Raw genomic sequence first — 26,311 nt, 5'->3', positions numbered from 1 at the left:
GGATCACAACGGCGACCAGCGGCGGGGAATTTTTCGGCAAACCGCCCTCTAAGACTGTGCGCGGACAAATCATCCTTTAGAAACAAAGGCCTAGCTCCACGCATCCATTTAGTCGAGAAGGTCTGCCGTATGCGTACATTAGTTTCTGCGCTGGTATTCAGCGCCCTGGCTTCGCCCCTGGCCCTGGCGGGCGATACCGGCAAGGTCGCCATCGGCGGCGGTATTGGTGGCGCCCTGGGCAACGTAATCGGTCAACAAGTCGGTGGCAGCACCGGCGCGGCGATTGGTGCAGGCCTGGGTGGCGCGGCAGGTGGTGTGATTACCGCCCGCGACGGTAACAAGACCGAAGCCGCACTGGGCGGTGGCCTAGGCGCTGCCGGTGGCTCGGTACTCGGCAACAAGGTTGGCGGCAGCACCGGTTCAACCATCGGTGCCGGCCTCGGCGGCGCGGCCGGTGGCGCGCTGGCCAATGAATACGCTGGCGGCAGCGAACGTGATCGCGGCCATTACCACGGCAAGAAACACAAGAAACACAAGAAACATAAAAAGCACAAACACCGCTAAGTGCCGAATACTGACCGCAAAAAGCCGCCTAACAGCGGCTTTCTTGTTTATGTGGGTGAGCCTGACGGCGCACCACTCAAGTGCCGCTACGCAGTCGGTTCTACCAGCAGCACCGTCAGCGCCGCCCGCAGGTTCTCGGGAATGCTCACCGGGCGGTTGCTGCTGCGGTCGACGAAGACGTGGACAAAGCGCCCGGCGGCGCAGGCCTCATCTTCACCAGCCTTGAACACCGCCAGCTCGTACTGCACCGAACTGTTGCCCAGCTTGCCGACCCGCAAGCCGATCTCGATGCGCTCGGGAAAGGCGATGGAGGCGAAGTAATCGCAGCTGGAGCTGACCACAAAGCCCACCACACTGCCGTTATGGATATCCAGGCCACCGACTTCGATCAGGTAGGTGTTCACTGCACTGTCGAAGAAGCTGTAGTAGGTGACGTTGTTGACGTGGCCGTAGACGTCGTTGTCATGCCAGCGCGTGGTGATCGGCTGGAAATGCCGGTAATCGCCGCGCAGGTGTTGGGGTTGGCTCATCGGTAATCCTTGTAGTTAGCGGGAAGCACAAGCGCCCATGCGTTTGTAGGAGCGGGCTGCCCGCGATTTTCCGTGGCACCTTGAGCGCCAATCGCGGCCAAGGCCGCTCCTACAAGTCGAGATCGCTTACAGATACCAGACAACGTTAATAAGCGACCTCATAGATCGCCAGGGCCTGGGCTTCGTTCACTTCACGCGGGTTATTCACCAACAGGCGTTGCTGCAACATCGCATCACGGGCCATGGTCGGCAGCATGTCCTGCGGTACACCGGCTTCACGCAGACGCGTCGGCAGGCCGCTGCGCACGCTGAAGTCGGCCAGTGCCGCAATAAAGTGCTCGGTCTGCTGCGCAGCACTGCCACCTTGCAAGCGCTCGCCCAGTACCAGCGGTGCCAGCTCGGCATACAGCGGCGCGGCGGCACTGGCGTTGAAGGCCAGCACATGTGGCAGTACCAGGGCGTTGGACAGCCCATGGGGAATATGGAAATGCCCGCCCAGTGGATAGGCCAGTGCATGTACCGCCGCGCAGGGCGCGTTGGCAAATGCCTGGCCGGCCAGGCAGGAACCCAGCAACATGGCCTGACGCGCCTCGCGGTTACCGCCGTTATGCACGACTTCATCCAGGTTGGCCGCCAACAAACGCAACGCTTCGCGGGCCAGCAGGTCGGACAGCGGGTTCTTTTTCAACACACTGGTGTAGGCCTCGATGGCATGCACCATGGCGTCGATTCCGGTGGCGGCAGTCACCGCCGGCGGCAAGCCGAGGGTCAGCTCGGCATCGAGCAGGGCCAGGTCCGGCAGCAGCAGCGGCGAAACCACGCCCATCTTGGTGGTTTCGCCAGTGGTGATAATGGAAATCTGCGTGACTTCCGAACCGGTGCCGGCGGTGGTCGGCACCAGAATCAGCGGCAGGCGCTGCCCACGGGCATTGCCAACGCCATACATCTGCGCCAACGCCTGGCTGCACTCGGGATGCGCGAGCAGCGCCACCAGCTTGGCCACGTCCATCGAACTGCCGCCACCAAAACCAATGATCAGCTGCGCCTTGAGCGCCCGAGCCTGCTCCACCGCTGCCAGCAGAATGGCCTCGGGCGGGTCGGCAACCACCTGATCGAATACTTCGACCGTCAGCTCGGCACGGGCAAAGCCTGGCAGCACCTCGTCCAGCAGGCCGAGCTTGCTGATGCCCGGATCGGTGACGATCAGTACCCGCTGCGCGCCGCGCTCGCGGCACAGCTCGGCCAGACGCCGGGAGGCGCCGATCTCACACAGAATCTGCGCCGTGGTGGCAAAGCTAAAGGGCAGCATGGGAGTGATCCTCTTGTTGTAATAAATGGCGCGCGCCGCAGCGTGGAGTGTCCCCACGCTACGCGCTTCGATCAGAAGGCGAAACTCGCCTCATCCATGGCCATCAGGCAGTCGGCACCGCCCAGCAAGGACTCGCGATGGCCGCTGGCCCGCGGCAACACCCGGCGCAGGTAGAAGTCGGCGCACTGCAGCTTGGCCTGGTAGAACGCGGCTTCGCCATTGCCCGCCTGCAGGGCATCCTGCGCCCGTGCCGCCGCTTGCAGCCAGAAACCGGCCAGCAGCACATAGGCCGAATACTGGAGGAAATCCACCGACACCGCGCCGATCTCCTGCACATCACGCTGACTGGCGGCGATCACCGCGCTGCTCAGCTCGCGCCACTCGCCCAGACGCGTCTGCACGCTCTTGGCCATCTCGGCCAGTGCCGGACGCCCAACCTGGACATCGCACAGCTCGCTGAACTCGGCCTGCAACGCCGACAGTTCGGCACCACCGTCGCCGAGCACCTTGCGGCGGATATAGTCCAGCGCCTGAATGCCGTTGGTGCCCTCATACAGCTGGGTAATGCGACTGTCGCGCATCAGCTGCTCGATACCCCACTCGCGGATAAAACCGTGGCCGCCGTACACCTGCACCGCATGGCTGGCGACCTCCTGGCCCATATCGGTAAAAAAGGCTTTGACGATCGGGATCAGCAGCGCCGCGCGTTTGCCGGCGGCCTTGCGTGCCGTGGCGTCCGGGTGAGCGTGCTCCAGATCAAGCTGGCGCGCGCAGTAGACGGCAAGCATGCGACTGCCTTCGACCAGGCTCTTCTGCGTCAGCAGCATGCGCCGCACATCGGGGTGAACGATGATCGGATCGGCCGCCTTGCCCGGCTCCGCCGGCCCGCTCAGAGCGCGCGATTGCAAGCGCTCGCGGGCATAGCGCAGCGCACCCTGGAAAGCCGCTTCGCCAATGCCCAAGCCCTGCAAACCGACCTGAAAGCGCGCGTCGTTCATCATGGTGAACATGCAGGCCAGGCCCTGGTTGGCTTCACCGATCAGCCAACCGGTGGCGCCGTCGAAGTTCATCACGCAGGTGGAGGCGCCCTTGATGCCCATCTTGTGCTCGATGGCGCCGCAGGACAGCGCATTGCGCGCGCCCGGCGTGCCGTCGGCCGCCGCGATAAATTTCGGCACCAGCAGCAGGCTGATGCCCTTCACTCCAGCCGGTGCATCCGGCAGCCGCGCCAGCACCAGATGAATGATGTTTTCCGAGAGATCCTGCTCGCCGCCACTGATAAAAATCTTGCTGCCACTGACCTTGAAACTGCCATCCGCCTGCGGCTCGGCGCGGGTTCTAAGCAGGGCCAGATCGGTGCCAGCCTGCGGCTCGGTGAGGCACATGGTGCCAGCCCATTGGCCACTGACCAGCTTGTGCAGGTAGGTGGCTTTCAGCGTTTCGCTGCCGTGTTTGTGCAACGCCAGTACCGCGCCTTCGGTGAGCCCGGAGTAAACGCGGAACGACAGCGAAGCGCCCATCAGCATCTCGTGGAAGTTGCACGCGAGCATTTGCGGCAGCGCCTGGCCGCCGTATGCGCTCGGCCCGGTCATGCTCGCCCAGCCGTTATCCACATACTGCTGATAGGCCTCGGCAAAGCCGTCCGGCGTGCTGACCTGACCATCGCGTAGCTGACAACCCTGCTCGTCACTGTTGCGATTGAGCGGCGCGACCACCTCGGCGGCGTAACGCGCGCCCTCTTCCAAAACGCCGTCGATCAGCTCACGGTCGAGGCCGTTACCGAGCAGCTCACAGTGGCCGCTGATATCGAACAGCTCGTGCAGCACAAAGCGCATGTCGCGCAGCGGAGCCTGATAACTCATACCAGGCCCTCCTGCACGTCGGCGAAGCGCTGGCCGCTGCTGGCCAGTTTTTCAATCAGCCGCGCCGGCAGCCAGTGCTCACCAAAGGCAGCCTGCAACGCTTTCAAACGCTCATGAATCGCCGCCACACCCTGGCTGTCCGCCCAGCTCATCGGCCCACCCTTGTCGGCTGGATAACCGTAGCCATTGAGGTAGACCAGATCGATGTCGTGGCTGTTGGCGGCGATGTTCTCTTCGAGGATTTTTGCGCCCTCGTTAACCAGTGCCAGCAGGCAGCGCTCGAGAATCTCCGAAGGATCAATGTCGCGACGCGTGAAACCCAGCTGCTCGGAAACCTGCAGCACCAGGGCATCCACCTCAGGGTCGTGCTCGGCCTGGCGGCTGCCTTCGGCGTAGCGGTAGTAACCCATGCGCACCTTCTGGCCAAAGCGGCCGAGGCCACACAGGCGATTATCCACCTGCACCGCCGGATCATCCTGGCCTTTGCCGGCCAGCTCACGCGCGCGCCACTCCAGATCAATGCCGACCACGTCGTACATGCGGAACGGGCCCATGGCGAAACCAAAGCCCTGCAACGCGGCATCGACCTGATGCGGATAAGCCCCTTCGAGCAGCAGCATGCGCGCCTCGCGTACATAGGTGTGCAGCATGCGGTTGCCGATAAAACCGTCGCAGTTACCCGCCACCACGCTGACCTTGCCGATACGCTGACCCAGGGCCAGCGCCGCGTCCAATACCGCCGGCGCAGTCTTGGCGCCACGGACGATTTCCAGCAGCTTCATGATCTGCGCCGGGCTGAAGAAGTGCAGACCCAGCACGTCCTGCGGGCGCGCCGTGACGGCGGCAATCGCATCGATATCCAGCGCCGAGGTGTTGCTGGCGAGAATCGCGCCAGGCTTCAGGGTGGCGTCAAGCGTGCGGAAGATCTGCTGCTTGAGTTCAAGGTTCTCGTACACCGCTTCGATCACCAGGTCGGCATCGGCCAGCGCGGCGTAGTCGCCCACCGGGGTGACGCAAGCCAGGCGTGCGGCCGACTGCTCGGCGCTGATCCGCCCCAGCTTGAGGTTGTGGGCATTGGTCTCGGCCACCACCTGCATGGCCTGCTCAAGCATCTGCGGGTTGTTGTCCAGCCACAGTACCTGAATGCCGGCGTTGGCCAGGCTCATGACGATACCCCGACCCATGGTGCCCGCGCCGATCACGGCGGCCTGTCGAACCTCGAATGCCTTGCTCATGCCCACTCCTCTAGTTGGTGCCGAATGAAATGCCTGTGCTGCAAAGAAAATTCGCCAGCCACCTTAAGCAAGGCGCTACTATTTTTGAAATTTAGTCTTGTGATAAGTCGTATTCAGCAGATGAATTTCTCGACATTTGATCTCAACCTGTTGCGCGTGTTCGATGCGCTGATGCGTGAGCAGAACGTTTCCCGCGCGGCTGAGCGCCTTGCCCTGAGCCAGCCGGCGGTGAGCAACGCGCTGAATCGCCTGCGCGAATTGCTCGATGACCCGCTGCTGGTGCGGGTGGGCCGCAGCATGCAACCCACGCCGCGCGCCCAGGCGCTGGAAACGCCTATCCGCGCGGCCCTGCAGCAACTGGAACAGAGCCTGAGTGCCGGTGACGTGTTCGACCCCGCCAGCAGCCGTCAGCACTTCAGCATCGCCGTCACCGACTATGTCGAGCTGATCTGCATGCCACGCCTGCTTGAACAACTCAGCCAGCAGGCCCCCGGCATGCGCATCGACATTCGCCACCTGAGCCCCAGCCTGCCGGCCGAAGCGCTGGACAAGGGCGAGCTGGACCTGGTGCTGGGGCGTTTCGAGGACATCCCCGCGCGCTTTGCCCGCCAGCACTGGATGAGCGAAACCCTGCAACTGGCGCTGCGCCGCGACCACCCGCTGAGCAACCAACCCATGGACCTGCCGACCTTTCTGCAGCTGCGCCACCTGTGGGTACACGGTGGCCAGACGCGCGGCATGGTCGATCAATGGCTGGGCGAACAGGGGCTGTGTCGGGAAATCCTCTACACCACGCCCAACTACCTGCAGGCCGCGCATATCGTCGCCAGCAGCGAGCTGGCCGCCGTGCTGCCGACTCAGCTGGCGCGCCACTTCGCCAGCCTGCTGCCGCTGCAACTGTTCGAGCTGCCATTCGCCCTTGGCCCGTTTCACCTGGAAATTGTCAGCCTGGCCCAGCGCCAGCGTGACCCGGCGCTGCAGTGGCTGATTGAACAGATCCAGCACATCGGTCAGCGCTGAGCGTCCAGCAGCCGGACAAAGCCTTCCTATACTGACGGCTACTGTCGTGCGGCCTTGGGGAATCGATCATGTTGAAATCGGCGTTGGCACTGCTGTTGGTGCTGCTGGGCACACTGGCGCAAGCCCAGAATCTGCAGATCGTGCTGCTCGATAATCAGGGCCAACCGCTCAGCGACGCCGTGCTGTGGATCGAACCCGGCCCGGCGCAAAACCAGCCTGCCACGGCGGTGATGGACCAGAAAAAGCGTCAGTTCACCCCCTATGTTCTGCCGGTGCAGGTCGGCACCACGGTGAGCTTCCCCAACTCCGACCCGATCAACCATCACGTCTATTCATTCTCGCCGGCCAAGCGCTTCGAACTGCGCCTGCACCAACAGAAGGACGCACCACAGGAGATGCGTTTCGACCAGCCCGGCCTGGTCACCCTGGGCTGCAATATCCATGACTGGATGCTCGGTTTTATTCTGGTCCTCGACACCCCCTGGTTCGCCCAGACCGACAAGCAGGGCAAGGCCAGCCTGCAATTCGACGCTGCCGCTGGGCAAACCCTGCAGCTCTGGCACCCGCGCATCGCCGATCCGCAGGAAGCCCTGAGCCGCGCCGTACCCAGCGACGGCACGCTGACCTGGCAACTGAGCAGCGCACTGAAACGCGACCCACGCCCGAAAGCGCCTGCCATGCGTCCACAGGGTAAAGGCGGCTACGTGCCATGACCCTGCGCGGCAAAATTCTCGGCTTCTTTCTGCTGCTGTTGCTGGCGGTGATGCTGCTGCTACTGGCACTGGTCTATCGCTCCACCTATCAGCACACCCTTAGTCAGGTGGCCGGGCAGTTGAACTTCGCCCATGCGGTGTTGAGCAATGAGCTGCAGAGCCGCCGTCAGGCGCAAAGCGCCATGGCCGATCTGATTGCCAAGGACTTCACCCTGCTCGGCGAAATCGCCGACCTGATCGCCAGCCCACAGCAGGAAGCGCAGTCGCTGTCCGCCGCACTGGAGTCCTTCGCCTCGCGCAGCCAGGCCAGCTTCGCCCTGGTCAGCGCCCCCGAGGGGCTGATTCTCGCGGGCACCAGCGGTGAGCTGCTGCCCGGTGCGCCACTGCCGTGGGATGACCTGCTGGATGCAGACGATCCGCAAAGCGCCGACCGCCTGGTGGTGTTTGGCGAGCGAGTGCTGCATGTCAACGCCACGCCGATCTTCGCCCCGCGCCCCAACTTGATGGGTTGGCTGCTCATGGCTTTTGAACTGGACGATCAGGCCACCGCGCACCTGGCACGCCTGAGCGGCGCCGACGTCGCGCTGCTCGACGGCAGCCCTGGCCAGTACCGGGTGCTGGCCAGCAACCTGCAGGCGTTGCCACGGGCCGAGCTGGCCGGCCAATTACTGACGAATGCCGAGGGAGTATTTCGCTTTGACTTGCAGGGCCTGGAGCAGGTGGCCCTGCGCGCGCCGCTGAGCGGCACCAGCAGCGACTTGCAGGTGCTACTGATGCGCTCGCTGTCCGCCGAGCTGGCCGACTACCAGCCACTGCAATGGCAGCTGGCCGCCATCTTCGCCATCGCCCTGGTACTGGCCGGGCTCGGTGCGCTATGGATCGCCAATACCGTCAGTCGACCGTTGAGTCAGATGGTCGATAACGTGCGGCGCATCGCCAACGGCGACTATCAGATGGCGATGCAAGTGCCGGCGACTCAGGCCAGTGGCGAGGTTGGCCTGCTTGCCCGCGAATTCGTCGCCATGCAGCAAGGTATTGCCGAGCGCGAAACCACCATCAGTTTTCTCGCCTACAGCGACCCGCTGACCGAACTGGCCAACCGCAACCGTTTTGTCGCCGAACTGCTGCAGGCCCTGGCGCAGTGCCAACCGGGTGAAGGTGTGGCGGTGCTGCTGATGGACCTGGACAATTTCAAGGACCTTAACGACACCCTCGGCCACGATGCCGGCGACCAGCTGCTGTGCCAGCTCGCCGCCCGCCTGCAAGCGCTGCTGCGGCCAGGCGAACAACTGGCGCGCCTCGGCGGTGACGAGTTTGCCATGCTGATCAGCCCCTGCCAGCCCGGTTGGCTGATCCCCGCCGCCGAGCATTACCGCACGGCCTTGCACGAGCCGTTCGCCGTGCGCGGCATCAGCATGATCCTCAACGCCACGATTGGCATCGCCCTGTATCCGGATCACGGGGAAAGCGCCGGCAGCCTGCTGCAGCATGCCGAAGTGGCGATGTACCTGGGCAAACAGCAGCGCTCCCCCTACGCCCTTTACCGCCCGGAGCTGGACCGTCACAGCCTGCTGCGCCTGGCATTGATGAGCGAACTGAAAGGCGCGGTGGAAGGCGGTCAACTCAGCCTGTACTTCCAGCCCAAACTGAATATCCGCGCGCGCAGCCTGTATGGCGTGGAATGCCTGGTGCGCTGGATTCACCCGGTGCACGGGTTTATCCCGCCGGACGAATTTATCCCCCTGGCCGAGCAGACCGGCAACGTCTGCGCCCTCACGCGCTGGGTGGTGCGCACTGCGGTGGCGCAGAGTCGCGCCTGGCAGGAGCAGGGCTTGGACCTGAAGACCGCGATCAATATCTCCGCACTGGATCTGGCCGATCCCGGCTTTGCTGGCTTTATCGCCGCGCAACTGGCCGAACATGGCGTACCGCCATCTGCCCTGATCGTGGAAATCACTGAAAGCGCGGTGATGGCCGACCCTGAACTGGCCATGGGACAACTGCAGGAGTTGTGCGAATTGGGCGTGCAGCTATCGATCGACGACTACGGCACGGGTTACTCAAGCATGGCTCAACTCAAGCGGCTGCCGGTGCATGAGCTGAAGATCGACAAGTCCTTCGTGCTCGACCTGCTGAGTAACCCCGATGACGACATCATCGTCCGTTCGACCATCGAGTTGGGCCACAACATGGGCCTGAAGATCGTCGCTGAAGGGGTGGAAACCGAAGCCATTCTCGACCGTCTCGATCAGCTCGGTTGCGACATTGCCCAAGGCTACCTGCTGAGCAAACCGCTGCCGCCTGCCGCGTTTGCCGACTGGCTGGCGGCGACCCACTGGCAACTGCCTCGCAATACGGGTTAATCACCGGCCACAAAAAAGGCCACTGTCGATCGAGGTCGACAGTGGCCCGGGAAAACGATGGGGATGGGGCAGGCGCTAGAACGCGGCATCACCAATCAACATGCCGTGCACAACCATATAGGTCTTACGCCCGGACTGCAGGGTCAAGGGATTGCGATCAGCGATCACCCAGCCCTTGGCCAGCAACTTGTCGATATGCGCCCGCAGTTCAGGCAGGTAGCGTTGCTCTTGCTGAAGCGATTCCATTCTTTTCATCCTCTAGAGGACTCCTTTGTGACAGCAGCCGCCATAGCGGCCATTCATCCGTGAAAGCTGTCACAAAAGCATAGTGGCCTTATGCCAATCCACCAAAGCGGCAAATGGCCACATCTCTGTAGGCGTAACGCGTCAGGCTGCTATAGCGTTTGGCTTACATTGCCTTCCAGTCTAGACCGCTGTAGCCGTTGCAGCAGATTCGCCGACATGCGGTGAGCTGAACTCCAGGTAGCCGTCTTCCACCTTGCCATAGCGCAGCAGCGCCAGGTCGAGTAGATAGTTCTGGTAGAGCTTCCACGGCGCACGATCGCCCTGGGTAGGGATCTTGTCGGCGGCGCGCTGGATATAGCCAGACGCCAGATCAAGAAAGGGCGCCTCTTTAACCTGCCGCTTACTGTCACGCGGGGTGCATTGGCGCATGCCAGTGGCGTCCATATGGTTGATCAGGCGGCAGAAATATTCGCTGGAAAGGTCGGCCTTGAGCGTCCAGCTGGCGTTGGTGTAGCCCAACACCACGGCGGCATTGGGCAGGTCACGCAGCATGATGCCGCGATAACCCATGCTCTTGGACGCGTCGAACGGCTGCCCGTCGACCGCCACCTGCATACCACCAAACAGCTGCAATTCCAGCCCGGTGGCGCTGATGATCACATCCGCCGGCAGCTCCTTACCGGACTTCAGGCGGATGCCCTTGGCGGTAAAGCCGTCGATATGTTCAGTGACCACCGAGGCCTTGCCATTGCGCAGCACTTTGAACAGATCGCCATTGGGTACCGCACAGACCCGCTCATCCCAGGGTTTGTAGCGCGGGCTGAAGTGGCGCATATCGAAATCCTTACCCAGCTGATGCCGAGCAAGGCCCAACAACGCCTTGCGCACCAGGTTGGGGAACGCCTTGGCGAGCTTGTAGAAGCCCAGCTGTATCGCCACCTGGCGGGTGCGCGCCAGACGATAGACCCAGGTTTCCGGCAGGAACTTGCGCAGCACGTCGGAGATCGGATCACCCTGCGGCAGGCTCACCACATAGGTCGGCGAGCGTTGCAGCATGGTTACGTGCCTGGCCTTGTCGGTCATCGCCGGCACCAGGGTCACTGCCGTCGCGCCGCTGCCAATGACCACCACGTTTTTGCCGCTGTAATCAAAGTTTTCCGGCCACAGCTGCGGGTGGATAAAGTCACCCTGGAATTGCTCGCGACCTTTGAACTCGGGGGTGTAGCCCGCTTCGTAACGGTAATAGCCGGTGCACATCAGCAGGTGCTGACAGCTCAGTTTGATCGGCTCGGCGTCATCACCACGCTGCACCTGCAAGGTCCAGGTGGCGCGCTCGCTGCACCAGTCGGCCTTGAGCACCTTGTGCTGAAAGCGGATTTTCTCCTGAATACCGTTTTCCTGGGCCGTTTCCTCGATGTAGCTGCGGATCGACGGGCCGTCGGCAATCGCCAGCGGGTTGGTCCAGGGTTTGAAGTTGTAGCCGAGGGTGAACATGTCCGAGTCGGAACGAATGCCCGGATAGCGGAACAGATCCCAGGTGCCGCCCAGTGCCGCGCGGCCTTCGAGGATGGCGAAGCGCTTGCCGGGGCAGTGCTTCATCAGGTGGTAGGCAGCACCGATGCCGGACAGACCGGCACCAATGATCAAGACATCCAGATGTTCGGCAGACATGGGGGCTCCTCAGGCTTCTTCTTATGGCTGCGGGGCATGCGTAGCCCCCGTATGCCCGCCAGATTCCCCCCCTACAACGCGTTTGTCATCCAACCTTTAGTGGTGTGATCAGGCGCAGGCTGACCACAGTGATAGTTGAAAAATGACCGAAGCGCGCAACCATCTGCCTGGCAATCAGAAGCGGTTGCGCAATACCACTTCGTTGTACGGCAGCTTGCCGATACGCGGCTTGGGTTCAATGGTCTTCTTGCCGACGGCGACCATTAGGGCGATCACATGGTTTTCAGGCAGATTGATCAGCTTGGCCACGGCATCGAAATCGAAACCATCCATCGGGCAGGAATCCAGGCCCTTGCCGCGTGCGGCGAGCATCAGGGTCTGTGCCATCAGGCCGCAGCTGCGCATGGTTTCATCACGCTGCACCTGCGGTTTGTCGCGGTAGTAGGTGTCGATGGCGCCGGCCATATAGGCCTGCACTTCTTGCGGTGCGCCTTCCCAGACGCGGCCGACATCCTCCTGCCAGCTGTCGAGTTTGGCGCAGACCACCACCAGCATCGAGGCGTCGGTCACCTGTGCCTGGCCCCAGGCGACTTCACGCAGTTGCTGGCGCAGTGCCGGATCGCTGACTTCGACCAGGCGGACATGCTGCAAGTTGAACGCCGATGGCGCGAGCAGCGCCAGTTGCAGCAGTTCATCCTTCTCGGCATCACTCAGGGTAAAGGTCGGGTCATAACCTTTGACGGCGCGGCGACTGCGGATGGCTTCGTCGATGTGCATGGGCATTCCTTATATGCAGGGTGTGAAAGAGGGCAATGCTAGGCACTTGCCAGGCGTAACGCCAAACGCCTTTACCGATAACAATGATCGACAAAGACGATTCTAGGCGGTCGCCTGTTAAAATCGCCGCCTCGCCAAACTGACCACAGCCCATGACCCCAGACGCCCTTCTCACCCTCCAGCAACAGCTGTTTGACGCCCTGACTGCACCGCCCGGTGAAACCCGTCGCCTGTTTCACGGCCGTGGCCGCTGCTGGCCTGGGCTGGAGCAGATCACCGTGGACTGGCTGCAAGGCGTTTTGCTGGTGGCGCTGTTCAAGCCAGTGAGCGATGCCGAACTGGCCGCACTGCAGCAGATGCTGCTCGATCTCGGCCAATCCGCCGCCTGGCAGCAGAGCGGCGCACACAGCCTGTTGCTGCAACTGCGCTACCTGCCGGAAAGCCCGACCCAGTGGCTGCTCGGCGAGCCGGTCGAGCACTGGGATATCTGCGAGCATGGCCTGCACTATCGCCTCGATTTGGGCAAAAAGCAGAACAGCGGGCTGTTTCTCGACATGCGCTATGGTCGCCAATGGGTGCAGGCCCAGGCGAAGGGCAAGCGCGTGCTCAACCTGTTTGCCTACACCTGCGGCTTTTCCGTGGCCGCATTGGCGGGTGGCGCGCATCAGGTGGTCAATCTGGACATGGCCCGCGCCGCGCTCAGTCGGGGTCGCGATAATCATCGGCTTAACCGGCACGATCTCAGCCAGGTGGTGTTTCTCGGCCATGACCTGTTCAAGTCCTGGGGCAAAGTGGCCAAGTACGGCCCCTATGACCTGATCATCATCGACCCGCCCTCCTTCCAGCGCGGCAGCTTTGTACTGAGCAAGGATTATCCGAAGGTGCTGCGTCGCCTGCCCGAGCTGTTGAATGCGAACGGCGTGGTATTGGCCTGCAGTAACGAGCCGGAAATTGGCCCGGATTACCTGATCCAGGCCATGGCCAGCGAGGCGCCCAGCCTGCGCTTTAGCGAACGCCTGGCCAACCCGCCGGAGTTCCCCGACAGCCAGCCTGACAGCGCTCTCAAGGCCCTGGTCTTCCGGCGCAACTAGCCCACGCAGAACAGCGCTCAAGGCTGGTCTACAGTTAGGCAACTGTCCCCAACCGAGGCCGCTGCGATGAAGCTCACCGCCCCCGTTCTTGCCCTGTCCGCCACCCTGCTGCTGGCTGGATGCGCCAGCCAAACGCCCACCCCGTCGCAGTATTCAGGGTTTCTCAGCGATTACACACAACTGCAGCCGGCGCAGTCGGCCAGCGGTGCCCCGGTAATGCGCTGGGTCTCACCGGACTTCAAGCCGGAGAACTACCGTTCGGTGCTGGTGGAGCGGCCGCTGTTCTACCCGGCACCAACACCCGATGCGCAGGTCAGTCAGCAGGCCCTGGATGAAATCGCCCTCTACCTGCAGCAGGCCATGCGCCTGGAGCTGGCCGGACGGATGCGGGTTGTCGAGCACCCCGATGCCGACACCCTGGTGCTGCGCTCGGCCATTACAGCGGTGAACCTGTCGCCGGAAGGGCTCAAGGTCTATGAAGTGGTGCCGGTCGCCCTGCTGGCCGCTGCGGCCAGCACCGCCGCCGGTACCCGCGATCTGAACACGGAAATCTATGTCGAACTGGAAGTCATCGAAGCCCGCAACAGCCAGCCGATGGCCCGCGTGGTGCGCAAAGGCCATGGCCTGCAGCTGGAGAATGACAGCACCCAGTTGCGCCTCAAGGACATCAAGCCGGCGCTGGATGTGTGGGCCAAGGATGCGCGCAGCTTCAAACCCTGAGCGGGCTCAGGCAAATACAAAGTACTTGCGCACGGTTTCCACCACCTCCCAGGTGCCTTTCATGCCCGGCTCGACGATAAAGATATCGCCGGCCCGCAGATGAATCGGTGCCTGGCCTTCCGGGGTGATGATGCAGTAGCCCTCCTGAAAGTGGCAGTACTCCCATTTTTCATAGGCCACCTGCCATTTGCCGGGCGTGCAGATCCAGGTGCCCATGATCTTGCTGCCATCGGCCGAGGTGTAGGCATTCAGGTTGACGGTGTGCGGCTCGCCGGCGATGCGCGTCCATTTGCACGCATCGAGCAGTGGAATCGGCTGGGTATCACGCAGAACGGTAATTGGCGACATGCTGGCTCCTAAGGTCGGTAGAACAACTGCCGCAGCCTAGGGCCATCGCCTGCCCATGGCTGTCCTCAGGTCGACCTGCAACTGCCTGGAAACGCAGTCACACCGCCCAGGCTGAGGGACAAACTGCGTGCTACCTTGAACAGGGCCTGTACGTTCCTCACGCCGCTTGCCCGCTCCGGAGATGCTCTATGTCCAGTTCTTACCGCTTGGTCACCCGCAGTGATTTTGACGGCCTGGTGTGCGCCGCCCTGCTCAAACACCTCAAGCTGATCGACGACATCCTCTTCGTCCACCCCAAGGACATGCAGGACGGCAAAGTCGCCATCACCAGCAATGACATCACCACCAACCTGCCCTACGTGCCTGGCTGCTACCTGGCCTTCGATCACCACTTGAGCGAAACCATCCGCAACCAGCCGGCGAGCAATCACCTGATCGATGCGGATGCCCCCTCGGCGGCCAGAGTGATGTGGAAGCACTACGGCGGTCACGACGCTTTCCCACGTGACTGGGATGAAATGATGGAGGCCGTGGACAAGGCCGACGCCGCGCAATTCAGCCGCGACGACATCCTCGACCCGCAGGGCTGGGAACTGCTCAGCTTTATCATGGATGCGCGCACCGGCCTCGGGCGCTTCCGTGATTTCCGCATCTCCAACTATCAGCTGATGATGCAGTTGATCGACTTCTGCCAGACCCACGGCATTGATGAAATCCTCAACCTGCCGGATGTCGAGGAGCGGGTAACCCTGTACCTGGACCACCAGCGCGAAGCCAAGGCACAGATTCAACGCTGCGCCACGGCCTATCACAACCTGGTGGTGCTGGATTTGCGCAACGAGGAGACGATCTATGCGGTCAACCGTTTCGTCATCTACGCCCTCTACCCGCAGTGCAATATCTCGATCCATGTGATGTGGGGTGTAAAACAGCAGAACACCGTGTTCGCCATCGGCAAATCGATCCTCGACCGCAGCTCACAGACCAATGTCGGCGAACTGTGCCTGAGCTACAACGGCGGTGGCCACGCCAACGCCGGCACCTGCCAGGTGGCCAACGAGGATGCCGAGGCGGCGCTACGGGAGCTGATTGCGGAAATCACCGCAGACGGTTAAGCCTGCACCTTGGCACTGGGCGTAAGCGTAACGACAGGGTTAAGCTGTGGCGCATGAGCACAGCCCCGTTTATCACGCCGCTTGAATCCAGCCGCACGGATGCGCCTTCTGGGGTGCGCATCGGCGGCGACTGGACGCTGCCTCACTACGCACGCCTGGAAGCTGAAGTGCTGGCCTTGCGCGGCACGTTGAACAGCGCTGCCAGTGTTGACCTACACGACCTCGGCGCACTGGATACCGCCGGGGCGGCGTTGCTGGTGGAGTTGCTTGGCAGCCAGCGCCTGGCACAGCTGGCCAACGATGCGCCGGGGCTGCCCAGCGAGCGCCGCGCCCTGTTGCAGACCGTGGGCGCCGCGATTGCCGAAGCCGGCGATGCGCTGCCCAGCAAACCCATCCCCGCCTGGCGCGAATTCTTCGGACAGGTCGGTCAGGCCGTCGACGAGCTCTGGCAACAGGGCATCGCCCTGCTCGGCTTTATCGGCATGACCCTGGCGGCAATGTTCGCCATCCTCCTGCGCCCCGGTCGTTGGCGCGTCACATCACTGGTGGCGCACCTGCAGCAGAGTGGCCTGAATGCCGTGCCCATCGTCGCCCTGCTGACCTTTCTGGTCGGCGCTGTAGTGGCTTTTCTCGGCGCCACGGTGCTCGCCGACTTTGGCGCAAGCATCTATACCGTCGACCTGGTGGCGTTCTCCTTCCTGCGCGAATTTGGCGTGCTGCTCACCGCCATTCTGATCGCCGGGCGTACCGCCAGCGCCTTTACCGCGCAGATCGGCTCGATGAAGGCCAACGAGGAAATCGATGCCATCCGCACCCTGGGCCTGAGCCCTCTGGAGCTCTTGGTATTGCCACGGGTGTTCGCCCTGCTGATCGCCCTGCCGATCCTCACCTTTATCGCCATGCTCAGCGGCATCCTCGGCGGCGCGGTGGTCTGTGCCCTGAGCCTGGATATTCCGCCGGCCATGTACCTGGCCATGCTGCAGGAAAATATCGCCCTCAAGCACTTTCTGGTCGGCATGGCCAAAGCCCCGCTGTTTGCCTTTCTGATTGCGGTGATTGGCTGCCTGGAAGGCTTCAAGGTTACCGGCAGCGCGCAATCGGTGGGCGAGCGCACCACCTCCAGCGTGGTGCAGTCGATTTTCGTGGTGATCGTGCTCGACGCCCTGGCTGCGCTGTTTCTGATGGAGATGGGCTGGTGACGAACGAGGCGATCATCGAAGTACGTGGCCTGCTCAACCGTTTCGGTACGCAGACCGTGCACCAGGAGCTGGCCCTGGACCTGTACCGCGGTGAAGTGCTCGGCGTGGTCGGCGGCTCGGGCACCGGCAAATCAGTGCTGCTGCGCTGCATTCTCGGCCTGCGTCAGGCCAACGCCGGCACCGTAAGGGTATTTGGCGAAGAACTGCTGAGCCTGCCACCCGAACGCCGCTCGCAGCTGGAGCGGCGGTTTGGCGTGCTGTATCAGCGCGGTGCGCTGTTTTCCTCACTGACGGTGACCGAGAACACCGCCCTGCCGCTGATCGAACATGCCGGCCTGACCCGTGCCGCCGCCGAGCGCCTGGCCCAGGTCAAGCTGGCCCTGGTCGGCCTGCCACGTGGTGCGGGCGACAAATATCCAAGCGAGCTGTCTGGCGGCATGATCAAACGCGCCGCCCTGGCCCGGGCCTTGGCCCTGGAACCGGACATCCTGTTTCTCGACGAACCCACCGCCGGGCTCGACCCGATAGGCGCGGCGGCCTTTGACCAATTGATCCTGACCCTGCGCGACGCCCTCGGCCTCAGCGTATTTCTGGTCACCCATGACCTCGACACCCTCTACACCATCTGTGATCGGGTGGCCGTACTGGCGGAAAAACGCGTGCTGGTGGCAGACCGCCTGGACGTTGTAGCCGCCACCGACAACCCTTGGATTCACGAGTATTTTCACGGCCCGCGCGGACGCGCAGCCGAACAGGCCGCCAACGGCGCGCCAGGGAGCCACTGATGGAACCGCGTGCCCACCACGTATTGATTGGCCTGTTCACCGTGCTGATGGTCAGCGCAGCCCTGGGCTTTGCCCTGTGGCTGAGCAAGGCCAGCTCGGACCAGGAAACCCACGACTTTGACGTGATCTTCAACGAGGCAGTCAGCGGTTTGTCGGCCGGCAGCGCGGTGCAATACAGCGGCATCAAGGTCGGCGACGTGATCAGCCTGCGCCTCGACCCGAACGATCCGCGCAAGGTGCGCGCGCATATCCGCGTCAGCGCCAGCACACCGATCAAAGAAGACACCCGCGCTCGCCTGTCGATCACCGGGATCACCGGCGCCTCACTGATCCAGCTGCACAGCGGCACCCCGGAAAGTCCCATGCTGATCAGCAAGGGCGATCAGCGCGCAGAAATCATCGCAGATCGATCACCGCTGACCCGCCTGATGTCCAATGGTGAAGACCTGGTGCTCAGCGTCACCCGCTTGCTCAACCGCGCCAACCAGCTGTTCTCCCGCGAGAATATCGGGCGTATCTCGCGCACCCTGGACAACATCGAGCAGACCAGCGCCAGCGTCGCCGAACAGCGCGACGAGCTGCGTCAGGCCCTGCAACAGATGAGCAGCGCCAGCCAGGAAGCCGCCAACCTGATGCGCAACGCCAACCAGTTGCTCAGTGGCCCAGGCCACGACGCCGTCAGCAGCGCCAATCGCCTGATGGCCTCGTTGGAGCGCAGCAGCAGCAGCGTCGAACGCTTGTTGGCAGACAACCACAGCACCCTCAACAACGGCATGCAAGGCATCGGCGAACTGGGCCCGACCATTGTCGAACTGCGCGAAACCCTCAGCGCCCTGCGCTCCTTCGCCCGCCGCCTGGAAGAAGACCCGGCTGGCTACCTGCTGCGCAGCGACACCATCAAGGAGTTTCAACCATGAGCCGTCTTCGCCTGCTCGCCGCCCTGCTGCTGGTCGGCAGCCTGACCGCCTGCTCGGTCTTGCCGAAAAGCCAGGTGCTGAGCATCTACCGCCTGCCGGCCAGCAGCCTGCCCAGCCATGACGCCAGCGCCGATTGGGCGCTGCGGGTGAACAAGCCCTATAGCAGCCAGTTGCTCGATAGCACGCGGATTGCCGTATTGCCGCCAGGCGACCAGATCAGCGCCTACCAGGGCGTGCGCTGGAGCGACCGCGCACCGCTGCTGCTGCGCGACCGGCTGATCGACGCCTTCCTCGACGACGGCCGTCTCAAAGCCGTCAGCAGTGATGACAGCCGCCTGCAGGCCGACCTCGAACTGGACGGTGACCTGCGCGCCTTCCACAGTGAATACCAAGACGGCCGCCCGGCCGCGCGCATCCTGTTCGAGGCGCGCCTGGTCGAGAGTGGCAGCCTGCGCATCCTCGCCAGCCGGCGCTTCGAAGTCAGCCAGACAGCCAACGACACCTCGGTGCCCGCAGTGGTCAACGCATTCGGCCAGGCCGGCGACCAATTGGCTCGCGACGTGCTGGAGTGGACCCTGAGCCAAGGCCAGGCCGCGCAGCAGAAATAAACTGAGGTGTTATAGCGAGGGGCGAACCATGGACAAGTTTATGCAAGCGGCCATCGACGAAGCCCGCCAGGGCCTGGCCGAAGGCGGTATCCCGATCGGCTCGGTGCTGGTGCACAACGGCCAGATCATTGGCCGTGGCCACAACCGCCGCGTGCAACAGGGCAGCGCCATCCGCCATGGTGAAATGGACGCCCTGGAAAACGCCGGCCGGCAGAGCGCGCAGACCTACCGCGAGTCGGTGCTCTACACCACCCTTTCGCCCTGCGCGATGTGCAGCGGGGCGATCCTGTTGTACGGCATCCCCAAAGTGATCATCGGCGAGAACCAGACCTTCCTCGGCGAAGAAGCGCTGCTGCGCGAACGCGGCGTGCAGCTCGACGTACTGCACAACACGGAATGCCTGCACCTGATGCAGGACTTTATCGCCGCCCAACCGACGCTGTGGAACGAGGATATCGGCGAGTAGCCACTAGCCGCGCTGAGCGATCAGCCACTCGCGCACTGCAGCATAAGGGTAAGCCTCCAACGCTGCAAAGCCGCTGAACTGGCGCGCCTTGAGCTTGGTGAACAGCGGCACGCTGATGCCGCAAAGGTAGCGCGTCAGGCATTCGCTGCTCGGCGCAACGCCCTTGAACTCCTGATGCTTGCGCACAAAGCCGTCACAGAGCACCTGCCTATCCAGCTCCGCCAGCGGCGGCAGCGCGGGCGGCTCGGGCAGCCGGGCCACCTGCCCACGGCATACCGAACAATGCCCACACTGCTGCGGCGCGTTGGCGTCACCGAAATAGGCAGCCAAGCGTTGGCTCAGGCACTGCTCGCTGGCAAACAGCGCGAGCATGGCGTGAATCCGGCTGATTTCGCTGGCTTCCTGCTGGCTGAAATAGCCATGCAGTTCAACGCTCAAGGCTGCCGGGTCAAAGCCTGGTTCAAGCAACGCGTAGACCTCGGTCATCTGCTTGCTTTCCAGCTCGACCCAACCCTTTTCCTGGAAATAATCCAGGGCTTTGATCACCCGGCCCCGCTCGGCCTGGTGCTGTTGATAGAGCTGGTCGAAATCCACGGTGCACCAGGTTCGCGCGCGCTGTGAGGTGCTGATCAATGCCTCGACAAACTGCCGCCGCTCACCCTCGAACTGCTCCAGCAGGGCTTCGGGTTCCAGCAAGTATTTGAAGCGATATTCGGCGAAATAGGCGTAACGCGGAGCGATGATCCCGCGCAACTCCAATTGCACCAACAGGGTCTTCAGCGGCAGCTGACGAATATTGCTCTGCTCGGAGAGCTGGTTAAGCATCAGCTCCCATTCGCCGTTCTGGCTGCTATTCAGCAGTTCTTCGAGTACACAGCGAATGCCGTCCAGCTCCGGCGTATCGCCATACACGAAGTTTTCCAGCACGTTGAGGCTGTCGCGATTGGCCAGCACCAGGCAATCGGAAGGCTGGCCATCGCGGCCGGCGCGACCGATTTCCTGGCTGTAATTCTCGATGGATTTCGGCAGGTCGAAGTGCAGCACATTGCGGATATCCGCCTTGTCGATACCCATGCCGAAGGCGATGGTGGCAACGATGCAGTTGATCTGCCCGGCCATAAACTGCCGTTGAATCGCCTCGCGCGCATCAGAGGCCATGCCGGCGTGATAGGCGCTGGCGGCAATTTCGCGCTGGCTCAGGCGTGCGGCCACCTGTTCGGCGGTCTTCTGCTGGGTCACGTAAACGATGCTCGGCTGCCCGACTTTGGCGCCCAGCCACTGCTCCAGACGGCGCTGCTTATCGGCGCCGCTGACGGGCTCCACCAGTAGGTTGAGGTTGGCGCGATAAAAGCCGGTAGTGACCACATCCTCGGCGGCGATGGCGAACTTCTGCTGCATATCGGCAATCACCGGCGGCGTGGCCGTGGCAGTAAGCAGCAGCACCTGCGGGATGCCGAACTGGCGCTGATAGTCAGGCAGTTTGAGGTAATCCGGGCGGAAGTTGTGCCCCCACTCGGAAATACAGTGCGCCTCGTCGATCACCAGCAGAGAGATCGGCACCTGGGCGATAAAGTTGCGAAAACGCTCGTTTTTCAGCCGTTCGACCGAGATCATCAGAATCTTCAGCTCGCCGGATTTCGCCCGCGCCATTACCGCGCTGGCCTCCTCGCGGCTTTGCGCCGAATCGATACTCGCAGCGCTGATGCCACGGCTATGCAGAAACGCCAGCTGGTCCTGCATCAGCGCCAGCAAGGGCGAGACCACCAGGGTCAGGTGCGGCAGATGCAGCGCCGGCAGCTGGTAGCACAGGGACTTGCCCGACCCAGTGGGGAAGATCGCCGCCGCCGAACGGCCAGCGAGTACAGCCGTCACCACGCGCTCCTGACCGGGGCGCAATTGCTTGAAGCCAAATACACGTTCCAGGGTACTCATGGCTGTCACTCCATTGACCGCACGGGCGGCAAACAATGATTGATTCCTACAAGCCGCGCCGCTATTGCCAATCCAACTAACAGCATCGGCCACTCTGGCGTACATTCAAACCATGCAAGTGAAAGAGGAGATGAGTATGCAGGTATCTGGTTTCAGCGGCAGCTTGCCGGTTACCCACTAGATCGCTCACCACCCAGGCCCGATGGCCGCGCAGCATAGACCTCGGAAGAACCGGAGTAGCTGACGCAGCAACAGGCCGATGCGCAGTCTGGCGGGACAACTCAGGTTCGCCGTGAGTGATGCCAAACCATAGACCTAACGCCGCCATACAACTCGAAAGCGCCAGTGCTCACCCGCGACATATCGACACCTACCTGGCAGTAGCCAGTCATGCTGAAGTCGACAGTTGCAGACAACGGCCCCGGAAATCGCCTGAGTTGCCAACCCCGTTAGCGCTGTGGCCCGAGACAGCCCATAGCAACAGCCAGGCCGTGCAGAGCGGCCACCTGAGCAACAATGCAACGCGCAACACTCGCAAACGTGCCTGATCTCTTAGCAGATACGCACCCAAAGCCGCCTCCGGGCGGCTTTTCCGTTTCTTATCGCACATGGCTCCGTGGGAGGGGCTTTAGCCGCGACAAGTTCTTAGAAACTCGCCGCTAGAGCGCCTCCAACAGATTGATGCTTAATTTGCCATGCATAAAAAAACCGCCGATCTCGGCGGTTTTTTCGGTACGGCGCTTACAACTTAGAGTTGCGGGCCGGCGTTGCGGATGGCGTCGGACACATCGAACTTCTTGAAGTTGTCGATGAACAGACCAGCCAGGCCTTTCGCCGCTTCGTCGTAGGCGTTCTTGTCTTCCCAGGTGTTGCGCGGGTTGAGCAGGTTGGTTTCAACGCCCGGTACCGACTTCGGCACGCTCAGGTTGATGATCGGCAGCAGCTCGGTTTCCGCACCGATCAGCGCGCCGCTCTGAATCGCTGCGATCACGCCACGGGTGGTCGGGATGTTGAAGCGCTTGCCCACGCCGTAGCCACCGCCGGTCCAGCCGGTGTTGACCAGATAGACTTTGGAGTTGAAACCACGGATACGCTTGATCAGCAGCTCAGCGTACTCGCCAGCCGGACGCGGGAAGAACGGTGCGCCGAAGCAGGTGGAGAAGGTCGACTTGATGCCGCCGCCGCTGCCCATTTCGGTGGAACCGACCAGCGCGGTGTAACCGGAGAGGAAGTGGTAAGCCGCTTGCTCTTCGTTGAGGATCGACACCGGCGGCAGCACGCCAGTCAGGTCGCAGGTCAGGAAGATCACCGCGTTCGGCTCGCCACCGAGGTTCTTCTCGCTGCGCTTCTCGACCAGCTCCAGCGGATAGGCCGCACGGCTGTTCTGGGTCAGGCTGTCGTCGGCGTAGTTCGGTACGCGGTTTTCGTCGAGGACGACGTTTTCCAGTACGGCGCCGAACTGGATGGCTTTCCAGATCACCGGCTCGTTCTTCTCGGACAGGTCGATGCACTTGGCATAGCAACCGCCTTCGATGTTGAACACCACACCCACACCCCAGCCGTGCTCGTCGTCGCCGATCAGGTAGCGGCTCGGGTCAGCAGACAGGGTGGTCTTGCCGGTGCCGGACAGACCGAAGAACAGGGTCACGTCGCCTTCTTCACCGATGTTGGCGGCGCAGTGCATCGGCAGCACGTCGGCGTCCGGCAGCAGGAAGTTCTGCACGCTGAACATGGCTTTTTTCATTTCACCGGCGTAACGCATGCCGGCGATCAGGACTTTCTTGGCGGCGAAGTTGAGGATCACGCAGCCATCGGAGTTGGTGCCGTCACGCTCAGGTACACACTCGAAGTTGGCAACGTTGAGGATCTGCCACTCGTCTTTGCCGGCCGGGTTGTACTGCTCCGGGTTGATGAACAGGCAACGGCCGAACAGGTTCTGCCAGGCGGTGGCGGTGGTCATCTTGACCGGCAGGTAGTGTGCGTCGGCAGAACCTACATGAACGTAGGAAACGAAGCTGTCCTGGGCATCGGAGAACGCCTGCACGCGGTCCCACAGGGCGTCGAACTTGTCAGCCGGGAACGGACGGTTGATTGCGCCCCAGGCGATTTTCGCCTCGGTGCTCGGCTCTTGCACGATGAAGCGGTCAGCCGGAGAACGACCCGTGCGATGGCCTGTACGTACGACCAGCGAGCCATTGGCGGCCAGCTCGCCTTCACCGCGACGAAGGGCTTCTTCGACCAGTTGGGCGGCGCTGATGTCGGTGTACACGGCGTTGTTGGCTTGCGTCATGTGGATCCCCGTCGGCCACGTGGCCGAGTCTTCCGAACGTTTTGTAGTAGAAAGCGGAGCACTACTACAGCGAAAAAGTGCGCGGATTATGCCAGAAAAATTTAGCTGCGGGTGCAGCCTCTGATCAGTTCTCCGCGCATCGATTTAGAGCCGCGCGCCTTAGTGGCGCGTGTCTGACGGCGCATCGGTACTGCCGTCGATAAACAGTTGCAGCACATCGGCGGCATCGAACAGGTAGCGCTCGTTGCAGAACTGGCAGTCGATTTCTACGCTGCCGCCATGCTCCTGCACCAGCGCCTCAGCATCGGCCTGACCGAGACTGATCAGCGCGCGGCTGGAGCGTTCACGCGAACAGCTGCAACGAAATTGCAGGGCGCGCGGATCGAACAGGCGCAGCGCTTCCTGGTGATACAGGCGGTGCAGCAGAGTCTCGTTATCCAGCCCGAGCAGTTCCTCGGCCTTCAGCGTGTCGGCCAGGGCCATGGCGTGCTGCCAGCTGGCTTCGCGCTCATCGGCTTCCTTCAGACGGTCAGCCGGCAACTGCTGCAGCAGAAGGCCGCGCGCACGCTGGCCATCGGCGTTGAGCCAGAAGCGCGTAGGCAGCTGCTCGGAGGTGGCGAAGTAATTGGTCAGGCAATCGGCCAGGGTGTCTCCTTCCAGATCAACGATGCCCTGGTAACGCTGCCCGGCTTTCGGGTCGACGGTCATGGCCAGTACGCCATCGGGCATCAGCTCGCGCAGGTTGGCATCGGCGGCGATCTGCTCGGCATGGTAGCGGGCAATGCCACGCAACTCGCCGTCGCTGGAGCATTCGACCATCAGCAGCGGTACGGCACCGGAGGAGCGCGCCTGGAGGATCAGCAGGCCGTCGAATTTCAGGGTGCCGATCAGCAGCGAGGCGGCCGCCAGCAGTTCACCGAGCAACTGGGCGACCGGCTGCGGGTAGTCATGTTTGGCCAGCACGTGGCCGTAACTGTCGGTCAGGCCGACCAGCTCGCCGCGAATATCGCTGTCATCGAACAAGAAGCGTTGGGAAAAATCAGACATGCCAATTTCACTGAATGTGTTTCGGCCCGCGATTTTAGGCGCAAACGCCCAACCGACCAAGCGCCTCTTATCTATCAGCCCTGCGGGCAGAAGCTATCGATACCAACCCGGGTCACAGTTGACGACAAAAGGCAGCGCGAATCTTTGCAATTCAAGGACTGAATCCCTAGCATGCCCGCCGCTTTAATCCCTTACAGATGACAAGGATGCCACTGCATGCCCCCTTCTTTTATTAACCAGCAGTGGCGTATCCGCCCGCTGATTGCCTGCCATATCGTCGCCCTGCTGCTGCTCGCCAGCTGGCTGTGGGCACCGAGCCGCGCGCTGTGGGACCAGTTCGATCTGCAGCTGTTTGCCCTGCTCAACGAGCCCGTGCACGGCGCCGGCCTGTGGGCACAGGTTTGGGCCATCGGCAGCATGCGCCCGGTCGACATGGGGGTTGGCGTGCTGATGCTGGCTGTAATGCTCAAGGCCAACCTGGTATTTAGCGCCGCTCAGGTACGTAAAGCGCTGTACGCCTTTCTCGCCGCGCTGTTCGTGATGCTGCTGTTTCGCGTCGGCTTTGCCGAGCTGGTCAAGCTGATGGGCTGGCAGCGCCCAAGCGCATCGCTGGTGGTGGAAGGCGCCGCGCGGCTGACTGAACTGTTCCCAGCCTGGGAAGAACGCTGGGATATGAAAGACAGCGCTACCCGCAGCTTCCCCGGTGATCACGCCTCTGTGCTGTTGATCTGGGCAATGTTTATGAGCTTTTTTGCGCGCAACTGGCGTTTGTTGCTGGTCTGGACGATGGCCGTGATCTTTATGCTGCCGCGTCTGGTAGCCGGCGCACACTGGGGCTCGGATGCGCTGGTCGGCGGCGTGTTCCTGGCCACACTGGCCCTGGCCTGGAGCTGCTTTACGCCGTTTGCCTACAAAGCCAGCGAGTGGCTGGAGTATGTCACCCAGCCACTGCTGCAAAGCCTGGCCAAGCTGCCCCTGCTGGGCTGCCTGAGTGTGATCAGCGGGCGCTAGTTCTCTTCATCCGCCCAGGGATGGCGCAGGCCGCCATCCTGCCGCTCGTTGAAATCGTGAATCTGCCGGCGCTGCTTCTTGCTTGGCCGACCCTCGGTCTGCATCCCCAATGCCCCGGCCTTGCGCTGGGCGGCGGCCTGCTCGCGGCGCACGATGCTCTCGGCGGTTTCGGCATACAATGCCTGCGCCTCTGGCGCGCCACGCCGCACCACGGACAACGCCTGCACCACCACGCTGCGCTCCTCAAAGCCGGTGCGGATCACATAGACGTCACCCACCTTCGGCTCCTTGCCCGGTTTGCAGCGCTCGCCGCGGTGATGCACCTTGCCGCCTTCGATGGCGGCCTTGGCCAGGGCGCGGGTTTTATAGAAACGCGCGGCCCACAGCCATTTGTCCAGGCGCACCTTGTCGTCTTGTTTCTCGCTCATCCAGCCCTCGCTGATCACACTGTGCAGGCGGACATTTTGCCTGATGCAGTTGTCACACGTGCCA

25 protein-coding genes are annotated in these 26,311 nt (G+C 62.5%); 13 read left to right on the top strand and 12 right to left on the bottom strand.

The window, feature by feature from the left end:
* The first annotated feature begins 129 nt into the window (after nucleotides 1–129).
* Nucleotides 130–564: a glycine zipper domain-containing protein gene (locus ACOCLD_RS04230; protein ID WP_422910965.1), complete on the top strand. Its 435-nt coding sequence runs from the start codon at nucleotides 130–132 to the stop codon at nucleotides 562–564.
* Nucleotides 565–650: 86 nt separating this feature from the next.
* Here ACOCLD_RS04230 and ACOCLD_RS04225 read toward each other — a convergent pair whose 3' ends face one another.
* From ACOCLD_RS04225 to ACOCLD_RS04210, 4 genes are all read right to left on the bottom strand, one after another.
* Nucleotides 651–1,094, bottom strand: coding sequence for an acyl-CoA thioesterase (locus ACOCLD_RS04225; protein ID WP_257776680.1), 444 nt, complete (start codon nucleotides 1,092–1,094; stop codon nucleotides 651–653).
* Between the two features lie 145 nt (nucleotides 1,095–1,239).
* Nucleotides 1,240–2,403, bottom strand: coding sequence for an iron-containing alcohol dehydrogenase (locus ACOCLD_RS04220; RefSeq protein WP_422910964.1), 1,164 nt, complete (start codon nucleotides 2,401–2,403; stop codon nucleotides 1,240–1,242).
* A gap of 71 nt (nucleotides 2,404–2,474) precedes the next feature.
* A complete protein-coding gene (locus ACOCLD_RS04215) occupies nucleotides 2,475–4,265 on the bottom strand; it encodes an acyl-CoA dehydrogenase C-terminal domain-containing protein (protein ID WP_422910963.1) in 1,791 nt (596 codons plus the stop codon).
* Nucleotides 4,262–5,500 carry a 3-hydroxyacyl-CoA dehydrogenase NAD-binding domain-containing protein gene (locus tag ACOCLD_RS04210; RefSeq protein WP_422910962.1) on the bottom strand — a complete coding sequence of 413 codons (1,239 nt, stop codon included), beginning with the start codon at nucleotides 5,498–5,500 and terminating at the stop codon, nucleotides 4,262–4,264. Before ACOCLD_RS04210 ends, ACOCLD_RS04215 begins: the two co-directional genes overlap by 4 nt.
* A gap of 120 nt (nucleotides 5,501–5,620) precedes the next feature.
* On the opposite strand from ACOCLD_RS04210, the gene ACOCLD_RS04205 reads away from it, so the two are divergent.
* From ACOCLD_RS04205 to ACOCLD_RS04195, 3 genes are all read left to right on the top strand, one after another.
* The gene (locus ACOCLD_RS04205) at nucleotides 5,621–6,520 is read left to right on the top strand and encodes a LysR family transcriptional regulator (RefSeq protein WP_422910961.1); all 900 of its coding nucleotides are present in this window, start codon (nucleotides 5,621–5,623) and stop codon (nucleotides 6,518–6,520) included.
* A gap of 68 nt (nucleotides 6,521–6,588) precedes the next feature.
* A complete protein-coding gene (locus ACOCLD_RS04200; protein ID WP_422910960.1) occupies nucleotides 6,589–7,233 on the top strand; it encodes a methylamine utilization protein in 645 nt (214 codons plus the stop codon).
* Nucleotides 7,230–9,596 (top strand): putative bifunctional diguanylate cyclase/phosphodiesterase, encoded by a 2,367-nt coding sequence (locus ACOCLD_RS04195; protein WP_422910959.1) that lies wholly within the window; start codon nucleotides 7,230–7,232, stop codon nucleotides 9,594–9,596. Before ACOCLD_RS04200 ends, ACOCLD_RS04195 begins: the two co-directional genes overlap by 4 nt.
* 75 nt (nucleotides 9,597–9,671) lie before the next feature.
* Here the strand turns inward: ACOCLD_RS04195 and ACOCLD_RS04190 are convergent, their stop codons facing one another.
* From ACOCLD_RS04190 to ACOCLD_RS04180, 3 genes are all read right to left on the bottom strand, one after another.
* Nucleotides 9,672–9,842 (bottom strand): hypothetical protein, encoded by a 171-nt coding sequence (locus tag ACOCLD_RS04190; RefSeq protein ID WP_170048627.1) that lies wholly within the window; start codon nucleotides 9,840–9,842, stop codon nucleotides 9,672–9,674.
* 180 nt (nucleotides 9,843–10,022) lie between these two features.
* Nucleotides 10,023–11,513: a flavin-containing monooxygenase gene (locus ACOCLD_RS04185; protein WP_422910958.1), complete on the bottom strand. Its 1,491-nt coding sequence runs from the start codon at nucleotides 11,511–11,513 to the stop codon at nucleotides 10,023–10,025.
* A gap of 174 nt (nucleotides 11,514–11,687) precedes the next feature.
* Nucleotides 11,688–12,290 (bottom strand): nitroreductase family protein, encoded by a 603-nt coding sequence (locus ACOCLD_RS04180; RefSeq protein ID WP_422910957.1) that lies wholly within the window; start codon nucleotides 12,288–12,290, stop codon nucleotides 11,688–11,690.
* A 152-nt stretch (nucleotides 12,291–12,442) separates the two neighbouring features.
* Here ACOCLD_RS04180 and ACOCLD_RS04175 point away from each other — a divergent pair, with 152 nt between their 5' ends.
* Together ACOCLD_RS04175 and ACOCLD_RS04170 are read left to right on the top strand one after the other, a co-directional pair.
* A complete protein-coding gene (locus ACOCLD_RS04175) occupies nucleotides 12,443–13,381 on the top strand; it encodes a class I SAM-dependent methyltransferase (RefSeq protein WP_422910956.1) in 939 nt (312 codons plus the stop codon).
* A 66-nt stretch (nucleotides 13,382–13,447) separates the two neighbouring features.
* Complete coding sequence (locus tag ACOCLD_RS04170; RefSeq protein ID WP_422910955.1) at nucleotides 13,448–14,101, top strand: DUF3313 domain-containing protein; 654 nt, start codon at nucleotides 13,448–13,450, stop codon at nucleotides 14,099–14,101.
* A 6-nt stretch (nucleotides 14,102–14,107) separates the two neighbouring features.
* Here the strand turns inward: ACOCLD_RS04170 and ACOCLD_RS04165 are convergent, their stop codons facing one another.
* Nucleotides 14,108–14,449 (bottom strand): cupin domain-containing protein, encoded by a 342-nt coding sequence (locus ACOCLD_RS04165; RefSeq protein WP_090250378.1) that lies wholly within the window; start codon nucleotides 14,447–14,449, stop codon nucleotides 14,108–14,110.
* A 188-nt stretch (nucleotides 14,450–14,637) separates the two neighbouring features.
* On the opposite strand from ACOCLD_RS04165, the gene ACOCLD_RS04160 reads away from it, so the two are divergent.
* From ACOCLD_RS04160 to ACOCLD_RS04135, 6 genes are read left to right on the top strand one after another with little or no spacing between them, the layout of a single operon-like run.
* Nucleotides 14,638–15,564: an exopolyphosphatase gene (locus ACOCLD_RS04160; protein ID WP_422910954.1), complete on the top strand. Its 927-nt coding sequence runs from the start codon at nucleotides 14,638–14,640 to the stop codon at nucleotides 15,562–15,564.
* A 53-nt stretch (nucleotides 15,565–15,617) separates the two neighbouring features.
* Entirely contained in the window at nucleotides 15,618–16,763 is a 1,146-nt protein-coding gene (locus ACOCLD_RS04155) for an MlaE family ABC transporter permease (protein ID WP_422910953.1), read from the top strand.
* Nucleotides 16,760–17,548, top strand: coding sequence for an ABC transporter ATP-binding protein (locus ACOCLD_RS04150; RefSeq protein ID WP_422910952.1), 789 nt, complete (start codon nucleotides 16,760–16,762; stop codon nucleotides 17,546–17,548). Before ACOCLD_RS04155 ends, ACOCLD_RS04150 begins: the two co-directional genes overlap by 4 nt.
* Nucleotides 17,548–18,465 carry an MlaD family protein gene (locus tag ACOCLD_RS04145; RefSeq protein WP_422910951.1) on the top strand — a complete coding sequence of 306 codons (918 nt, stop codon included), beginning with the start codon at nucleotides 17,548–17,550 and terminating at the stop codon, nucleotides 18,463–18,465. The genes ACOCLD_RS04150 and ACOCLD_RS04145 overlap by 1 nt, the downstream gene beginning before the upstream one ends.
* Complete coding sequence (locus tag ACOCLD_RS04140) at nucleotides 18,462–19,073, top strand: ABC-type transport auxiliary lipoprotein family protein (RefSeq protein WP_422910950.1); 612 nt, start codon at nucleotides 18,462–18,464, stop codon at nucleotides 19,071–19,073. The genes ACOCLD_RS04145 and ACOCLD_RS04140 overlap by 4 nt, the downstream gene beginning before the upstream one ends.
* A gap of 28 nt (nucleotides 19,074–19,101) precedes the next feature.
* The gene (locus ACOCLD_RS04135) at nucleotides 19,102–19,539 is read left to right on the top strand and encodes a nucleoside deaminase (protein WP_257776664.1); all 438 of its coding nucleotides are present in this window, start codon (nucleotides 19,102–19,104) and stop codon (nucleotides 19,537–19,539) included.
* A gap of 3 nt (nucleotides 19,540–19,542) precedes the next feature.
* Here the strand turns inward: ACOCLD_RS04135 and ACOCLD_RS04130 are convergent, their stop codons facing one another.
* The 3 genes from ACOCLD_RS04130 to hslO form a co-directional block, all read right to left on the bottom strand.
* The gene (locus ACOCLD_RS04130) at nucleotides 19,543–21,471 is read right to left on the bottom strand and encodes a RecQ family ATP-dependent DNA helicase (RefSeq protein WP_422910949.1); all 1,929 of its coding nucleotides are present in this window, start codon (nucleotides 21,469–21,471) and stop codon (nucleotides 19,543–19,545) included.
* Between the two features lie 748 nt (nucleotides 21,472–22,219).
* Nucleotides 22,220–23,761, bottom strand: coding sequence for a phosphoenolpyruvate carboxykinase (locus ACOCLD_RS04125; RefSeq protein WP_233683288.1), 1,542 nt, complete (start codon nucleotides 23,759–23,761; stop codon nucleotides 22,220–22,222).
* Between the two features lie 159 nt (nucleotides 23,762–23,920).
* The gene (hslO, locus tag ACOCLD_RS04120; protein ID WP_233683287.1) at nucleotides 23,921–24,808 is read right to left on the bottom strand and encodes an Hsp33 family molecular chaperone HslO; all 888 of its coding nucleotides are present in this window, start codon (nucleotides 24,806–24,808) and stop codon (nucleotides 23,921–23,923) included.
* A gap of 216 nt (nucleotides 24,809–25,024) precedes the next feature.
* Between hslO and ACOCLD_RS04115 the strand changes: the two genes are divergently transcribed.
* Nucleotides 25,025–25,819: a phosphatase PAP2 family protein gene (locus ACOCLD_RS04115; protein WP_422910948.1), complete on the top strand. Its 795-nt coding sequence runs from the start codon at nucleotides 25,025–25,027 to the stop codon at nucleotides 25,817–25,819.
* On the opposite strand, the gene ACOCLD_RS04110 is transcribed toward ACOCLD_RS04115, so the two are convergent.
* On the bottom strand, nucleotides 25,816–26,247 hold the full coding sequence (locus ACOCLD_RS04110; RefSeq protein WP_422910947.1) for an RNA-binding S4 domain-containing protein: 432 nt from the start codon (nucleotides 26,245–26,247) through the stop codon (nucleotides 25,816–25,818). The genes ACOCLD_RS04115 and ACOCLD_RS04110 overlap by 4 nt on opposite strands.
* Nucleotides 26,248–26,311 lie beyond the last annotated feature (64 nt).

This window comes from Pseudomonas cimarronensis (assembly GCF_049331905.1).
Classification (GTDB): Bacteria; Pseudomonadota; Gammaproteobacteria; order Pseudomonadales; family Pseudomonadaceae; genus Aquipseudomonas.
The sequence above is the reverse complement of the archived record's forward strand: the minus strand, read 5'-3'. Positions and strand labels throughout refer to the sequence as shown.

What these genes read in the sequence shown, in the direction of transcription:
- ACOCLD_RS04205 (WP_422910961.1), top strand. Translation starts at nt 5,621, where the DNA reads ATGAATTTCTCGACATTTGATCTCAACCTGTTGCGCGTGTTCGATGCG.
- ACOCLD_RS04210 (WP_422910962.1), bottom strand. Translation starts at nt 5,500, where the DNA reads ATGAGCAAGGCATTCGAGGTTCGACAGGCCGCCGTGATCGGCGCGGGC.
- ACOCLD_RS04135 (WP_257776664.1), top strand. Translation starts at nt 19,102, where the DNA reads ATGGACAAGTTTATGCAAGCGGCCATCGACGAAGCCCGCCAGGGCCTG.
- ACOCLD_RS04180 (WP_422910957.1), bottom strand. Translation starts at nt 12,290, where the DNA reads ATGCACATCGACGAAGCCATCCGCAGTCGCCGCGCCGTCAAAGGTTAT.
- ACOCLD_RS04145 (WP_422910951.1), top strand. Translation starts at nt 17,548, where the DNA reads ATGGAACCGCGTGCCCACCACGTATTGATTGGCCTGTTCACCGTGCTG.
- ACOCLD_RS04230 (WP_422910965.1), top strand. Translation starts at nt 130, where the DNA reads ATGCGTACATTAGTTTCTGCGCTGGTATTCAGCGCCCTGGCTTCGCCC.
- ACOCLD_RS04220 (WP_422910964.1), bottom strand. Translation starts at nt 2,403, where the DNA reads ATGCTGCCCTTTAGCTTTGCCACCACGGCGCAGATTCTGTGTGAGATC.
- ACOCLD_RS04215 (WP_422910963.1), bottom strand. Translation starts at nt 4,265, where the DNA reads ATGAGTTATCAGGCTCCGCTGCGCGACATGCGCTTTGTGCTGCACGAG.
- ACOCLD_RS04190 (WP_170048627.1), bottom strand. Translation starts at nt 9,842, where the DNA reads ATGGAATCGCTTCAGCAAGAGCAACGCTACCTGCCTGAACTGCGGGCG.
- ACOCLD_RS04115 (WP_422910948.1), top strand. Translation starts at nt 25,025, where the DNA reads ATGCCCCCTTCTTTTATTAACCAGCAGTGGCGTATCCGCCCGCTGATT.
- ACOCLD_RS04165 (WP_090250378.1), bottom strand. Translation starts at nt 14,449, where the DNA reads ATGTCGCCAATTACCGTTCTGCGTGATACCCAGCCGATTCCACTGCTC.
- hslO (WP_233683287.1), bottom strand. Translation starts at nt 24,808, where the DNA reads ATGTCTGATTTTTCCCAACGCTTCTTGTTCGATGACAGCGATATTCGC.
- ACOCLD_RS04175 (WP_422910956.1), top strand. Translation starts at nt 12,443, where the DNA reads ATGACCCCAGACGCCCTTCTCACCCTCCAGCAACAGCTGTTTGACGCC.
- ACOCLD_RS04140 (WP_422910950.1), top strand. Translation starts at nt 18,462, where the DNA reads ATGAGCCGTCTTCGCCTGCTCGCCGCCCTGCTGCTGGTCGGCAGCCTG.
- ACOCLD_RS04110 (WP_422910947.1), bottom strand. Translation starts at nt 26,247, where the DNA reads ATGAGCGAGAAACAAGACGACAAGGTGCGCCTGGACAAATGGCTGTGG.
- ACOCLD_RS04200 (WP_422910960.1), top strand. Translation starts at nt 6,589, where the DNA reads ATGTTGAAATCGGCGTTGGCACTGCTGTTGGTGCTGCTGGGCACACTG.
- ACOCLD_RS04225 (WP_257776680.1), bottom strand. Translation starts at nt 1,094, where the DNA reads ATGAGCCAACCCCAACACCTGCGCGGCGATTACCGGCATTTCCAGCCG.
- ACOCLD_RS04170 (WP_422910955.1), top strand. Translation starts at nt 13,448, where the DNA reads ATGAAGCTCACCGCCCCCGTTCTTGCCCTGTCCGCCACCCTGCTGCTG.
- ACOCLD_RS04160 (WP_422910954.1), top strand. Translation starts at nt 14,638, where the DNA reads ATGTCCAGTTCTTACCGCTTGGTCACCCGCAGTGATTTTGACGGCCTG.
- ACOCLD_RS04155 (WP_422910953.1), top strand. Translation starts at nt 15,618, where the DNA reads ATGAGCACAGCCCCGTTTATCACGCCGCTTGAATCCAGCCGCACGGAT.
- ACOCLD_RS04185 (WP_422910958.1), bottom strand. Translation starts at nt 11,513, where the DNA reads ATGTCTGCCGAACATCTGGATGTCTTGATCATTGGTGCCGGTCTGTCC.
- ACOCLD_RS04195 (WP_422910959.1), top strand. Translation starts at nt 7,230, where the DNA reads ATGACCCTGCGCGGCAAAATTCTCGGCTTCTTTCTGCTGCTGTTGCTG.
- ACOCLD_RS04130 (WP_422910949.1), bottom strand. Translation starts at nt 21,471, where the DNA reads ATGAGTACCCTGGAACGTGTATTTGGCTTCAAGCAATTGCGCCCCGGT.
- ACOCLD_RS04125 (WP_233683288.1), bottom strand. Translation starts at nt 23,761, where the DNA reads ATGACGCAAGCCAACAACGCCGTGTACACCGACATCAGCGCCGCCCAA.